Annotated in this window: 12 protein-coding genes; 1 reads left to right on the top strand and 11 read right to left on the bottom strand. The window is 68.5% G+C overall.

The window, feature by feature from the left end; all coding sequences use genetic code 11:
- Positions 1-45: 45 nt before the first annotated feature.
- The 7 genes from DDE13_RS16210 to DDE13_RS16180 all read right to left on the bottom strand — a co-directional run bounded on the left by DDE13_RS16210 (position 46) and on the right by DDE13_RS16180 (position 7,780).
- On the bottom strand, positions 46-1,155 hold the full coding sequence (locus DDE13_RS16210) for an ABC transporter substrate-binding protein (protein WP_111405328.1): 1,110 nt from the start codon (positions 1,153-1,155) through the stop codon (positions 46-48).
- A gap of 45 nt (positions 1,156-1,200) precedes the next feature.
- Positions 1,201-2,304 carry an NAD/NADP-dependent octopine/nopaline dehydrogenase family protein gene (locus tag DDE13_RS16205; protein ID WP_111405327.1) on the bottom strand — a complete coding sequence of 368 codons (1,104 nt, stop codon included), beginning with the start codon at positions 2,302-2,304 and terminating at the stop codon, positions 1,201-1,203.
- A gap of 97 nt (positions 2,305-2,401) precedes the next feature.
- Positions 2,402-2,992 (bottom strand): peroxidase-related enzyme, encoded by a 591-nt coding sequence (locus DDE13_RS16200; protein ID WP_111405326.1) that lies wholly within the window; start codon positions 2,990-2,992, stop codon positions 2,402-2,404.
- Complete coding sequence (locus DDE13_RS16195) at positions 2,989-3,468, bottom strand: hypothetical protein (RefSeq protein ID WP_222626122.1); 480 nt, start codon at positions 3,466-3,468, stop codon at positions 2,989-2,991. Before DDE13_RS16195 ends, DDE13_RS16200 begins: the two co-directional genes overlap by 4 nt.
- Positions 3,468-4,934 (bottom strand): NAD(P)-binding domain-containing protein, encoded by a 1,467-nt coding sequence (locus DDE13_RS16190; RefSeq protein WP_111405324.1) that lies wholly within the window; start codon positions 4,932-4,934, stop codon positions 3,468-3,470. Before DDE13_RS16190 ends, DDE13_RS16195 begins: the two co-directional genes overlap by 1 nt.
- A gap of 36 nt (positions 4,935-4,970) precedes the next feature.
- Entirely contained in the window at positions 4,971-6,317 is a 1,347-nt protein-coding gene (locus DDE13_RS16185; protein WP_111405323.1) for an MFS transporter, read from the bottom strand.
- Positions 6,314-7,780, bottom strand: coding sequence for an aminotransferase class V-fold PLP-dependent enzyme (locus tag DDE13_RS16180; protein WP_111405322.1), 1,467 nt, complete (start codon positions 7,778-7,780; stop codon positions 6,314-6,316). The genes DDE13_RS16185 and DDE13_RS16180 overlap by 4 nt, the downstream gene beginning before the upstream one ends.
- Before the next feature lie 101 nt (positions 7,781-7,881).
- Here DDE13_RS16180 and DDE13_RS16175 point away from each other — a divergent pair, with 101 nt between their 5' ends.
- On the top strand, positions 7,882-8,346 hold the full coding sequence (locus DDE13_RS16175; RefSeq protein ID WP_111405321.1) for an Lrp/AsnC family transcriptional regulator: 465 nt from the start codon (positions 7,882-7,884) through the stop codon (positions 8,344-8,346).
- Positions 8,347-8,352: 6 nt separating this feature from the next.
- Here DDE13_RS16175 and tdh read toward each other — a convergent pair whose 3' ends face one another.
- The 4 genes from tdh to DDE13_RS16155 all read right to left on the bottom strand — a co-directional run.
- Complete coding sequence (gene tdh / locus DDE13_RS16170) at positions 8,353-9,381, bottom strand: L-threonine 3-dehydrogenase (protein WP_111405320.1); 1,029 nt, start codon at positions 9,379-9,381, stop codon at positions 8,353-8,355.
- Between the two features lie 14 nt (positions 9,382-9,395).
- Entirely contained in the window at positions 9,396-10,583 is a 1,188-nt protein-coding gene (locus tag DDE13_RS16165) for a glycine C-acetyltransferase (protein WP_111405319.1), read from the bottom strand.
- An 83-nt stretch (positions 10,584-10,666) separates the two neighbouring features.
- The gene (gene dhaL / locus DDE13_RS16160; RefSeq protein WP_111405318.1) at positions 10,667-12,421 is read right to left on the bottom strand and encodes a dihydroxyacetone kinase subunit DhaL; all 1,755 of its coding nucleotides are present in this window, start codon (positions 12,419-12,421) and stop codon (positions 10,667-10,669) included.
- A partial coding sequence (locus tag DDE13_RS16155) for a glycerol-3-phosphate dehydrogenase C-terminal domain-containing protein (RefSeq protein ID WP_328587846.1) occupies positions 12,390-12,834 on the bottom strand: 445 nt, incomplete at its 5' end. The genes dhaL and DDE13_RS16155, both read right to left, overlap by 32 nt.

The raw sequence follows: 12,834 nt of genomic DNA, 5'->3' as shown, positions 1-12,834 counted from the left end.
CCTGCCCCGGCATGTCCGGGGCAGGTGCGGTGTCGGGGTCCGGCGTCAGGCGGCCTTGATTTCCTCGACCGCGGGATCGACGAGGCCGTACTTCATCTCGTTCGCCTCGGCGCGGAAGAACTGGAGATTGGCCAGCTGTTCCTCGGGGAAGGAGGTCGATTTCCGTTCCAGCTCGTTCAGGTACTGGTCCGCACCCTTGTAGGTCGAGATGAAGCCGGACGCCTTCGTCATCGCGGCGCCGATCTCGGGCGAGGCGAGCAGCGCGTCGAGGAAGGTATACGCGTTGTCCGCGTTCGGCGCGTTGTTGGCCACGTTGAACGTGTAGACGAAACCATAGGACCCTTCGCGCGGGATGGTCATGCCCACCGGGAACCCGTCGTTGATGAGCGCGGCCGCCGGGCCGTTCCACGCATGTCCCAGCACGATGTCCTGGTTCACCATCATCTGCTGGAATTCGGCCCCGCTGTCGTAATACTTGCGCACCAGCGGCTTGTGATCGATCAGGAACTGCTTGGCTTCGTTGACGATCCGGGCGGCTTCGTCGGGGTCGTCCATATAGGCGACCATGTTGCCGTCATAGCCCATCTTGAGCATGATGATCGACATCATGTCCTGGATGATATAGGCGGTCTGCCCGCTGTACTTGTCGCTGAACAGCGTGTCCCAGGTCAGCGCTTCCTCTTCCGACACGATCTCGGAATTGTAGGCCAGCACTTCCGCGCCCGACAGGATCGGCGCGCCCCACTTGTTGCCGTCGATCGTCGCCCAGTCGGATTCCGAGAATGTGGGGTTGATGCTGCCCCAGTTGCTCAGCCGGTCGGTATCGAGCGGCGCCAGAAGCTCGCTGTTGATGAACTGCAGGAACCGGTGGCCCGCGACGGTCATGATGTCCACGGTCGGGTTCGGCTGTTCGGCGGCGAGCAGGTTGAACTGCTTGCCCTGGTCGTCCACGAGCCGGATGTTGACCTTGATGCCCGTGTCCGCCTCGAACTGGCGGCGGAACGCGTCGGGCACGAAGTCGTTGTAGGTCCAGATGTTCACCTCTCCGCCCGACTGGGCGAACCCGCGCCGCAGGTAGGCGGGCGAAGCGAGCGCCGCGCCACTGACGGCGGCGGTTCCGAGAAAGCGGCGGCGGTTGAAGATCAGCTTGGTCATGTCGGTCTCCTTGTTGGTTGCTTCGGTTCTTCTTCGTTATCGGTGTCAGGCCATGGCGGGCTGGTCCAGAAGCCCGGTCTTCGCTGCGCGTTTCAGGTCGTCAAGCCCATATCGGTCAAGGTCGAGCGCACGCAGCAGATCGTTCTCCGCCGCGAAATCACGCCCGTACATGGCGGAAAAGATGCGGATGCCCGCCTCGTGCAGCTCCGCCGGGTGGCCGGTCAGCCGCCCCAGTGCGGCGGTCGCCACCAGCCCGTAGGGCACGTCCTCCGTCACGTAGCGGCTGTCGGCGGTGGCGGGGCCGGTGCCGCCATTGCCCTGCGCGTGCATCTGCTGGTTCATCTCGGAAATCGACGCGACGGGGACGTGAAACGACAGGTGGAAATGCTCGAAGATCGTCTTGACCTCCAGCCCCAGCGCGCGGGCGATGGCGAGCCGTTCGAGATCGAGCTGTTCCAGCAGCCGTCCCACCGTCGGCGTCACGTTCTGGCCCTGGCTCCAGGTCTCGCCCCGCTCCATCCGGGTGATGTTTCCCAGCGCGATGCCCATGTGGTTCTGCGGATTGAGGTTCGACAGCGCGATGGCCAGAAGCCCGTCGCGCGGCTGGAACCGGTCGCCGAACAACGTGCGGCACGTTTCCAGCGCCTCGGCCGATCGATCCTCGGGCACCGTGCACAGATCGACCCGGCTGCGCACGGTGTTGACCCGCACTTCCGTGCCGGTTTGCCGCCGCCCGGTGCAGATCGTGGTGCCCCAAGCCGTGACCGGCACGGTCACGCCCCGCGCGGCAAGGCACTGCATGAGGTAGACCGCACCCATCGACGCGTGCGACGAGATGATGACCTGGTGCCGCGCCTCGACATGGGGTGCCAGCGTATCCATGACCGCCTTGTGCCCGTAACCCGGCACGGCGATCAGCAGCACGTCACTGTCCCGCGCCAGCGCCGCCGCGCTGTCGGCGATGCGCGGCGTCAGCGTGCAGTCCAGCGCCCCCGTCGCAGTCAGCGGCGCACCTGCGGCCAGATCCGTCGTGCCCGCGCCCGACGGCGACCACAGCATCGGGTCATGGCCTGCGTCATGCAGCACCGCCGCCGTTCCGAAGGCGATGGAGCCCGCACCGGCAATTCCAACCCTGATCCTGTCGCCCATCCTGTCGTCTCTCCGTCTGGTCTGCGGTCTTTGTGCATAAAGACACGTTCGCGTGCATCAATAAACCGGCGGGCGCCGCCTGCCGGAACGGGGCCTGTCAGCCCATTGCCGTTTCCTGCCGCACCGGGTCGCCCAGAACGTGCATCAGCCGGTTGGCCCAGCCGAACAGCGCCGCGGACAGGATCAGGTCCAGCACCTCCGCCGCATCGAGCCCGGCCTCCTGCAAGGCGGCGACATGGTCCGGCCCCGCCTGCGAGGGACATTCCGACAGTGCCACGGCGAAATCGAAGATCGCCCGGTCGCGCGGTTCCAGTTCGGCGTCCGCACCGTCCCGGAAAAGCCTGTTCGTCACCTCGGTCGATTTCTCGATCTGCGCGTGCCGCATCGCGTGGACGGCGGCGCAATAGACACAGTGGTTGACCATGGATGCGCCGAGCGCGCCCAGTTCCCGCTCCGCCCGGCTCAGGCCGCCCGTGTCGTACATGATCGCGTTGAAAAGCGGCGACCGCACGGCGAGGCTTTCGACATCATGGGCCAGCGTCAGCACATATTCCGACACCTTGGTGTTCGATGGCGTGACCTTCAGCGCGTCCAGTTGCTCCGGCGTCGCGGTTGCCAGGTCCACGGGCGTCACGCGGGGCCGCCAGTGCGGCACGTTGCGGGTGAATTTCCGGATCACGTCGCTCATGCGGGCATTCCCCCCATCAGCCGCAAACCGGCGATCACCCGGATCTGGTAGGCGAGGAAGGCGTTCAACTCGGCCAGCCGCACGATATCGGCATCGGCGACCCCGGCGGCCTGAAGGTCTTTCACGTCGTCCGCGGTGACGTGACGCGTGTCGGCGGCGACCCTGTCCATGAACGCCACGACCGCGGCCATGACCGGCACCGCCCCGCCCTGCGCCGGATCGGCCAGTGTGGCATCCGCCCCGGCATCGGCAGCGAAATGCGCGGCAAGGTCATGCTCTTCGTTCAGCGCGGCGATCCTTGCGGCAAGGGCCGCGCGCAGCGTATGCGGCCACGCGCCCGCATCCTTCGGGCGCAGCACGGCATCCTCGGCGGCCTGCGTCATCTCGAAGATCTTCGCGCGCCCCGCGACCGCGTCGGCTGCGGACGTGCCCGCCGCCACCCCGGCGAACCGCGTTGCGGTGGTGTCCGGGGCCATCACGCCACCTTTCCGGTCTTCTGCGCGGGCACCAGTTCCGACGCAGTCCATTCCGATCCGTCCAGCTCCGGCTTGGCGTACTCCAGCATGCCCTGCCAGTGCTGTTCCACGTCCTCGGCATAAAGCTTCGCGGCGATCTCGCGCGCGAGCCATGCCGCGCCCTCGGAAATGCCCGGAATGTCACCGCTGACCTTCCCGAGGCTCGCCGCCGCGCCGTAGTTGAAGCAGTAGACGTTGGACAGCCACGGTGCCGTGCCTTCGTCCTTCGCGCGGAAGCTGAAATCCGGGTTGAGATAGGGAAAGCTGGCCAGGTCGGCCGAGCGTTCGTCCGCGGGCGGGGTATAAACGTCCTTCCACAGCAGGATCTCGGATGCGACCGCGCCGAATTCCGTGCGCGACATCGGATCGATGGAGAACCCGGTCCCGAGGATGACGAAATCCGTCTCGTATCCCGTGCCGTCCGCGAAGCCGACCTGCACCCCGCCGTGGCGTTCGACAGTCGATTCCACCGCCTTGCCGAAATGGAAATACGCGTTCGGATGGCGGCTGACACGCAGGGTCGATCCGTGCGGAGGCGGGGTCTGGGTGGCGAAGGAATACTGCATGAAGCGCCACCGCCACTCATCCGGCAGACGCGCGTAGCCCGCGGTGAAGCCGAAGGACCCGATCCCCATCATCTTGTTGATCGTGGGCATCTCCTTGCGGCGGATCAGGTGGCGCACCTCGGCAGCACCATGCTCCAGCGCCTCGGCGGCATTGTCCACGGCCGACGCGCCCACGCCCACCACCGCGACCCGCTTGCCCCGCAGCGCCGCGAAGTCGATGGCGTCCGCGCTGTGCGCCCAGTAGCGACGGTCGAGCCCTTGCACGAAACCCGGGATGTTGGGCGTGCCCGTGCCATCGCGGCCCGTGGCGAACACCAGCTTGCGGCACAGCACCGACCCGGACTGCGCGCCCGACAGGTGCAAGCGCAGCAGGTCCCCCTCCGGCTCCACCAGATCGACAGAGACGCCGTTTTCCACCGGGATCTCCAGCACGGAGCGATACCATTGCAGGTAGTCCATCCACATCGGGCGCGGGATCTTGTCGAGCGCGTCCCATGCCTGCGTGCCGAACTGCGCGCGATACCACGCCTGGAAGCTCAGCGCACCATGGCCATAGGCGGGGCCGGTCAGCTCCTTGGGGGAGCGCAGGGTCTGCATCCGCGCATAGGTCAGCCACGGGCCTTCGCGCCCCGCCGGGCTGCGGTCGAGCACGCGCATGTTGTGCAGCCCGCCGGTCTTCAGGGCCATCCACGCGACCATGCCGCACATGCCGCCGCCGATGATGACCACGTCGCTGACACCGTCGCGGGGGGGCACCCAGTCCTTGCCGGGCCAGCACAGGAATTTCAGATCCTCGCGCAGGCGGGCTTCCAGCGCGGCAAGGCCCTGTCCGTCGATCTTGTGTGCGGTGTCATCGGTCATTCTGTTTGTCCTGTAGCTCTGCGGGCCGGGGGCGGGTCATGCGGGGCGGCTGCCCGCCCAGTCCGGATGAAGATCGTCGATATGGAATGCATGGGCGTGCCGGTGGGTCGGTCCATCGGCCGGGGTGTCCACCAGATGGGAATGGCCGCCCGGCAGATCCGGGTGTTCGTGTTCGCGGCGCAGCGGGTCCGTCGCGGGCCAGATGCGCGCGGCCAGCGCCGTCAGCCCCAGCGTCAGGCCCGACAGGATCACGAGCGCGGTTTCCAGCCCCACCCGCGCGGCAAGGAACCCCGCCAGCGGATAGGCCAGCAGCCAGCCCGCATGGGATAGCGAGAACTGCACGGCGAACAGCGCGGGCCGATCCGCCGCACGTGCCGAGCGCGCGATCATCAGCCCGCCCGGTGTCAGCACGAGCGACGCGGCGATCCCGAACGCGACCCAGAGCGCAAGGTAACCCATGGGTTCCCCCGGCAGCAAGATGCACAGACCGGCGACCACATGCGCCAGCGCCCCCGCCAGCATCACGGGCCGCTCGCCCGCCCGCGCCAGCAGCGGCGGGACGGCCAGCGCCCCCAGAACCGCCCCAGCCCCGTAGGCCGCCATCAGGATGGGCAGGAACCGCTCTGCGTCGCCCAGCCGCGCGCTCGCCACCACGACCGAGTTCACGAGAACCCAAGCCATGCTCAGCGACAGGGCAAGGTTCAGCACGAACAGCCCCCGCAGCCGCGGCGTGCGCCGGTAGATCGACAGGCCGCGCCGCGCGCGGGCAAGGAACGGGCCGTTGCGGCGGCTGCGCGGATCGGGCGGAAAGCGCGTCAGGCCGAGGGCGGCCAGCGATCCGCCGAAGGCCAGCGCCGCGACCCAGAACAGGAATGCCGGTGTGACCAGTTGAAGGGCGATGGCGGCGACCACGGGCGACAGCACGGATTCCAAAGTGTAGGCGAGCCGCGACCACACCAGCGCGCGGGCATATGTCGCTTCGTCGTCCAGCACGTCGGGGATGACCGACTGGAACAGCGGCGTGAACCCCGCCGACACCGCGAAGAACACCAGCGCGAGTGCGGCGATCTGCCAGACCTGCGTGGCGAAGGCCATGGGCAGCAGCAGCCCCATCCGCGCCACGTCCAGCCCCATCATCACCCGCTTGCGGGACCGGCCCGCGAACAGCGCCTCGGCCAGCGGGGCGACGCCCACATAGGCCACCATCTTTACCGCCAGCAGGAACCCGAGGATCGGACCCGCAGCCGCCGCACCCCCGATCCGGTAAGCCGCCAGCGACAGGCCCACGGTCATCAGCCCGATGGCCAGCAGCGAACAGACCTGCGCCGCGAAAAGCGTGCGGAAGGCCGGGCTGGCAAGCGGACGGGTCCGGGTGGCGGTCATGAGGCGAGCGACCCTGTGGAAAGGCTGCGGGCGTTGAAACGGGCCGTGCCGGCATCGACACGGTAATCCGACGCGTATTGTGGGGCGATCCGCGCCAGATTGTCCACCGCCTCGATGATGAAATCCACCTTCGCATCGGACATCAGCGCCGACAGGTTCAGCCGGACCCAGCCAGGCTTCGCCGTTTCCTCGCCCCGCTCCAGTGCTGCGATCGTGGCGTCGGATTCCGCCCGGCCCAGCTCCAGCAGCCTGTGGCCATAGGGTCCCGCGCAGGCGCAGCCGCCGCGCGCCTGCACGCCGGTCACGTCGCTCAGGAGCCGGGTGAAGAACTGGTGATGCACCAGCCCGCCCTGCCCGTCGCGCACCCGGAAGGAAAAGATCGGCAGCGCGTCGGCATCCGGCTTGCCCAGCAATTCGATCCGGTCGTTGCGGCGCCAGACCGCCAGCGCCCGCGCCCGCAGCGCCGCCTGCCGCACATCCAGCCAGCCCTGCCCCAGCGCGTCCTTCACGAGCAGCGCCAGCGCCGCGCGGATGTCGCCGATCACGTTGGGGGTGCCGCCTTCCTCGCGCGCGGCGAGGCTTTCGGAATAGACATGCCCCCAGGGCGACACGAAGCTGACGGTGCCGCCGCCGGGCAGGGTCGGTGTCGCGCGGGCCGCGATGGCATCGCGGATGACGGCGATGCCGCTTGCGCCCGGGCCGCCGGGGAACTTGTGGGTGGAAAAGACGATGGCGTCCTTCTCGGCGTCGGTGCCCGGTTTCATGTCCATGGCGCAATAGGGTCCGGCGCAGCCGTAATCCCAGACCGACACGGCGCCACGCGCCCGCAGCAGGCTTGTCACCGCGTCCACGTCAGTCAGGATGCCGGTAACGTTGGACGCCGCCGAGAAACTGCCGACGATCCGCGCGGCCCCGGCCCCGGCCGCGGCATCGAGCGCGCGGGAAAGATCGCCCATGTCCACGCCGCCGCCTGTCGCCTCGGCGATCTCGATCACTTCGGCGCCGGTTTCGCGCCAGGGCAGAATGTTGGAATGATGCTCGTAGGGGCCGATCAGCACGACGACGCGCTGGCCGTCCCGCACCAGCGCCGCCAGATCCAGCAGCCCGGCGATCCGGTTGATGCCCGCCGTGGACCCCGCGCCGGTGAAGATCACGCTCATGCCCGGCCCCGCCCCGGTCAGGCGCGCGATCTCGGCCCGCGCGGCCTCGCGCAGCTTGCTCATGTATGCGCCGCAGAACGACGCCTGCGTGTGGGTGTTGGCATAATACGGCAGCACCCGGTCGCGGATGAAATCCTCCACCTGCGCCAGCGCGCGGCCCGAGGCGACGTAATCGGCATAGACAAGCGGAACGCGGCCATACGGTCCGTCGATCTGCACATCCTCGCCGATCAGCCCGTCGCGGATGCGGTCGTGGATATCCGCGCCGGTCAGGGCGTGCTTGAAGTCGTCCAGCGGTGTCATGTCGTGTCCTGATGGTGTAGTCCCATCATGACGCAATCGGCGGAAATATCTTCACAGATTTACGCCGTTGCAATCGCTGTTTCGGGTCATATGATCGCCCAATGGGCCAAACCTTCGATCATTTCGATTTTCGTATCCTCGAGGAGCTTCAGCGCGACGCGGGGCAGTCCCAGCGGGCGCTCGCGGACAAGGTGGGCCTGTCGCAGAACGCGTGCTGGCGCAGGTTGAAAGCGCTGGAGGCATCGGGCGTGATCCGCAACCGGACCGTGGTGATCGACCGCGCGCGGCTGGGCGGCGGCTTCGTGGTGTTCTCGCTGGTCAAGACGCGGCACCATTCGGCGGCGTGGTTGCAGACGTTCCGCACCCATGTCTCGGCCATCCCCGAGGTGATCGACTTCTTCCGCATCGGCGGCGAATACGACTACCTGCTCAAGATCGTGGCGAACGACATGGCCGGGTATGACAGCGTCTACAAGCGCCTGATCGAGAACATCGAGCTGGAGACCGTCACGTCCTATTTCGCCATGGAGGCGATGGAGGAACAGCGCCCGATCCCGCTGCGCTAGTCGCGCTCAGCGCCAGTCCAGCACGACCTTGCCCGACCGGCCCGATTTCATCGCGGCGAACCCTTCGGCGAAATCATCCACGCCCATGCGGTGCGTGATGACGCGGCTGACATCGAGCCCGTTCTGCAGCATCGCGATCATCTTGTACCACGTCTCGAACATCTCGCGCCCGTAGACGCCCTTGATGGTGATCGCCTTGAACACGATGCGCGACCAATCCACCGGCGACGCGCCCGGCGGGATGCCCAGCAGCGCGATCCTGCCGCCCATGATCAGCGCGTCCACCATCTGGTCGAGCGCCTGCTGGCTGCCCGACATTTCCAGCCCCACGTCGAAGCCCTGCTTCATGCCAAGATCGTGGATCACGTCGCGCAGGTCTTCGCGGGTGACATTCACCGTGCGGATGTTGCGGCAGACCGTGTCCGCCAGCGCCAGCCGGTCGGGGTTGATGTCGGTGATGACGACATGCCGCGCGCCCGCGTGCCGGGCCACCGCCGCCGCCATGATCCCGATAGGCCCCGCGCCGGTGATGAGAACGTCCTCCCCCAGCAGATCGAAGCTCAGCGCCGTATGCACCGCGTTGCCCAGCGGGTCGAGGATCGCGCCGATCTCGTCCGGGATGTCATCGGGCAGCGGCACCACGTTGAAGGCGGGCAGCCGCAGGTATTCCGCAAACGCCCCCTGCACGTTCACCCCGATCCCGCGCGTGCCGGGATCGAGATGGAACTTGCCCGACCGGCTCTGGCGGCTGTCGGTGCCCACGACATGCCCTTCGCCGGAACAGCGCTGGCCGATCTCGAGGCCGGCGACATTGGCGCCGGTCTCCACGATCTCGCCCGCGAATTCGTGGCCCGTGATCATGGGCACGGGCACCGTGGCTTGCGCCCAGTCGTCCCAGTTCCAGATATGGATATCGGTGCCGCAGATGCCCGTTGCCTTCACTCGGATCAGCACGTCGTCGGGACCGATCTCGGGCACCGGGGCCTCGATCATCCACAGCCCTTCTTCGGGGCGGGATTTCTCCAGCGCCTTCATCGTGGCGGGGCGGGTCATCGGATCACCCCCAGATCGCGGCCGACCCTGGCGAAGGCGGTGAGCGCGCGGTCGAGCTGCGCGTCGGTCAGCGCCGCGTTCATCTGGGTGCGGATGCGCGCCTGCCCATGGGGCACCACCGGGTAGAAGAAGCCTGACACATACGCCCCTTCGTCGAACAGCCCTGCCGCCATGCGCTGCGCCAGTTTCGCGTCGCCGAGCATGACGGGAATGATCGGATGCGCGCCGGGCAGCAGGTCGAAGCCGAGATCGTTCAGCCCCGCGCGCCAGTAATCCGCGTTGGCGGACAGGCGCGCGCGCAGGTCCGCGCCGTCTTCCACCAGCCGGATCGCCTCCAGCCCCGCCGCGACGATGGCGGGCGGCAACGCGTTGGAAAAGAGATAGGGCCGCGCCCGCTGGCGCAGCAGGTCGATCACCGGCTGCGGTCCGGCGACATAGCCGCCAAGCGCGCCCCCCAGCGCCTTGCCCAGCGTGCCGGTCAGGATGTCGACGTCGACGCCGAAATGGTCCGGCGTGCCTGCCCCGCGCGGTCCCATGAAGCCGGTGGCGTGGCAGTCGTCCACCATGACGACGGCCCCGTATTCCTGTGCAAGCCGGGTAATCCCGGGCAGGTCGGCAAGCGAGCCATCCATGGAAAACACGCCATCCGTGGCGATCATGATGTGCCGCGCGCCCGCCGCCCGCGCCTCGGCCAGTTTCGCGGCCAGATCGGCCATGTCGTTGTTGGCGTAGCGGTATCGCCGCGCCTTGCACAGCCGGATACCGTCGATGATGGAGGCATGGTTGAGCGCGTCGGATACGACCGCGTCTTCCGGCCCCAGCAGCGGTTCGAACAGGCCGCCATTGGCGTCGAAACACGCGGCGAACAGGATCGAGTCATCCTTGCCGAGGAACGTGGCCAGCCGCTGTTCCAGGTCCCGGTGCAAATCCTGCGTGCCGCAGATGAACCGCACCGACGCCATGCCGAAGCCCTTGTCGTCCATCGCGTCGCGCGCGGCGCGGATCAGGTCCGGATGGTCGGCAAGGCCCAGATAGTTGTTGGCGCACAGGTTGATGAACGTCCGGTCGCCCACCGTGATCTCGGTCCGTTGCGGCGAGGAGATCGGGCGTTCGCGCTTCGTCAGGCCGTCGGCGTCGATACCCGCGAGCGTATCCGTGATATGGGCGATGAAATCGTCGGGCATGGTGTCAACTCCGGTCTGCTTGGGGACGGTCGTAGCACCACCGGCGCGGTTTGGCATGCCCCGATCCGCGCGCTGCGGGTCCGTTACACGGCCATGCCGCGCGCCGCGTCTGCCCAGGCCCGGATCATCAGGGCGGCGGACGCTGCGCCAGGGTCCGCATGGCCGACGGCGCGCGCGCCCAGCTTCTTCGACCGGCCGCGCGCGCTGTACATGTCCCGGGTCGCATCGGCACCGGTCGCGGCGGCGTTGGCGGCGGCATCCATGATCGCGGCCCAGTTCGCACCGGCGCCCAGGGCCGCGCGCGCCGCGTCCACGGCAGGCGCCCACGCATCCACCATGGTCTTGTCGCCGGGTGCGGCTCCGCCCCGCGCGACGATGCCCGCCCGCATCCCGTCGAGCCACGCCACCAGCGCCGCCGCGTCGAGATTGAGCCGGTCCGACACGGCATGCCCGGCCGCCGCGAACCCCGACGCGTAGAGCGGCCCGGCAGACGCCCCCACCGATTGCAGGAACGCGTCGGCCATGTCCGTGCACATTTCCGACACGGTCGCGTCGTCGGCGCGGTCTGCAAGCACGGCCCGGATGGCTTTCCAGCCGGTTTCCATCGTGGTGCCATGGTCCCCGTCGCCGATGGCGCCGTCCAGCCGGTTGAGCCGCGGGGCGTCGGACAGGATCGCCACTGCGGCGGCCTCCATCAGCGCGCGGAACATGTCGGGCGTGACCGGGCCGTCGGTCTTGAGCGCGTCACGCGGCACCCTGCGGCGCCCATCCGCCTTCGCGCGCTCGCGGGTCTTGCGCGGGGGCGCGACGGGTGGCGCCACCGATTGGCCGACCCGCAGCGCCGGGGTCTCGCACGGGTGATCCAACCAGCGCCGCAGGTCGTCATCGAGCCGCATCAGCGTGACCGACGCCCCGCCCATGTCAAGCGACGTGCAATAGTTCCCAACCCAGGATTGATGGATCGCCGTACCGCGCGCGCCCAGCATCTCGGCCACGCGCCGGTGCAGCAGGTACAGTTCCATCAGCGGGGTCGATCCCAGCCCGTTCACCAGCACCGCCACGCTGTCCCCCGCCCCGAGCGCCAGTTCGTCGAGGATCGGGGCCAGCAGCCGGTCGGCCACGGCATCGGCGCCTTCGGCGGGGCCGCGCGCGATCCCCGGTTCGCCATGGATGCCCATGCCGATCTCCATCTCGCCGCGCGGCAGGTCGAAATTGGAAAGCCCGGTCTGGGGCATTGTGCAGGCCGACAATGCGACCCCCATGGTGCGCGTGGCATCGTTGGCGCGCCGGGCCGCGTCTTCGACGGCATCGAGCGGCAGGCCCAGATCCGCCGCCGCGCCCGCGACCTTGAACACGAAGAAATCCCCCGCGATCCCGCGCCGTTCGTCGATGCGGTCCGCGGGGGCAGACGCGATGTCGTCGGTCACCACGAAGGACCGCGCGGTGATGCCGTGCTCGGCCAGCCCTTCGGCCGCCATGCCGAAATTCATCACGTCGCCGGTGTAGTTGCCGTAAAGGAACAGCACGCCCGCCCCGCCATCGGCGGCGAAGCCCGCATCCATGATCTGCGAGGGCGAAGGGGAGGCGAAGATGTTGCCCAGCGGCGCCGCATCCGCCAGCCCTCGCCCGACATAGCCCGCGAAGGCCGGTTCGTGCCCCGACCCGCCACCGACGACGATCCCGACCTTGCCGTCGCGCGGCCCGTTGACGGCCACGATGGCGCGGCCCGTGTCGCCTTCGACCTGCAACAGGTCCGGATGCGCCGACACCATCCCGGCGATCAGCTCAGCGATCAGGTTGTCGGGGTCATTGATGAGCGTGGCTTTGGGTGCGGTCATCGGTGGCTCCGTCTGCGATGTGGGCCGGGTCTGTGCGCAAGTCTAGGACCACCCCGTGCCGCTTGGCCAGCAGATCGGCGAGCTGCGCCAGCTCTGCCTGTCGCCGCGCGGGCGACCAGCCGCGCGCGGCAGCGGCCACATCGGCAAGGGCGTGGCAGAGCGCGGGCGTCAGCCGCCCGGTGATCGCCAGCAGCGTGCGGCGCAGCACGATGTCCTCCAGATGCACGACCTGTTCATGGCGCGCGATCCAGTCGATCTCGGCCCGGCTGAATTCGGGCACGTCGGGCAGCGGGTCGGGCGACGGGCCTTCGTGGGCGGCGATGGCGCGCGCCGTCGTCCCGTAGCGGTCGAGCAGTTGCGCGACCCGCGCGCGTGCCGCGCCGGAGGCCTGCGCGCAGGCCGTGATCCAGGCC

This window comes from Meridianimarinicoccus zhengii (genome assembly GCF_003254465.1).
Classification (GTDB): domain Bacteria; phylum Pseudomonadota; class Alphaproteobacteria; order Rhodobacterales; family Rhodobacteraceae; genus Meridianimarinicoccus; species Meridianimarinicoccus zhengii.
This window is presented reverse-complemented; position numbering and strand designations above follow the sequence as displayed.

Coding starts and splice junctions, on each gene's coding strand:
- DDE13_RS16180 (WP_111405322.1), bottom strand. CDS start 7,780: ATGACACCGCTGGACGACTTCAAGCACGCCCTGACCGGCGCGGATATC.
- DDE13_RS16200 (WP_111405326.1), bottom strand. CDS start 2,992: ATGAGCGACGTGATCCGGAAATTCACCCGCAACGTGCCGCACTGGCGG.
- dhaL (WP_111405318.1), bottom strand. CDS start 12,421: ATGACCGCACCCAAAGCCACGCTCATCAATGACCCCGACAACCTGATC.
- DDE13_RS16210 (WP_111405328.1), bottom strand. CDS start 1,155: ATGACCAAGCTGATCTTCAACCGCCGCCGCTTTCTCGGAACCGCCGCC.
- DDE13_RS16185 (WP_111405323.1), bottom strand. CDS start 6,317: ATGACCGCCACCCGGACCCGTCCGCTTGCCAGCCCGGCCTTCCGCACG.
- DDE13_RS16165 (WP_111405319.1), bottom strand. CDS start 10,583: ATGCCCGACGATTTCATCGCCCATATCACGGATACGCTCGCGGGTATC.
- DDE13_RS16190 (WP_111405324.1), bottom strand. CDS start 4,934: ATGACCGATGACACCGCACACAAGATCGACGGACAGGGCCTTGCCGCG.
- tdh (WP_111405320.1), bottom strand. CDS start 9,381: ATGAAGGCGCTGGAGAAATCCCGCCCCGAAGAAGGGCTGTGGATGATC.
- DDE13_RS16205 (WP_111405327.1), bottom strand. CDS start 2,304: ATGGGCGACAGGATCAGGGTTGGAATTGCCGGTGCGGGCTCCATCGCC.
- DDE13_RS16175 (WP_111405321.1), top strand. CDS start 7,882: ATGGGCCAAACCTTCGATCATTTCGATTTTCGTATCCTCGAGGAGCTT.
- DDE13_RS16195 (WP_222626122.1), bottom strand. CDS start 3,468: ATGGCCCCGGACACCACCGCAACGCGGTTCGCCGGGGTGGCGGCGGGC.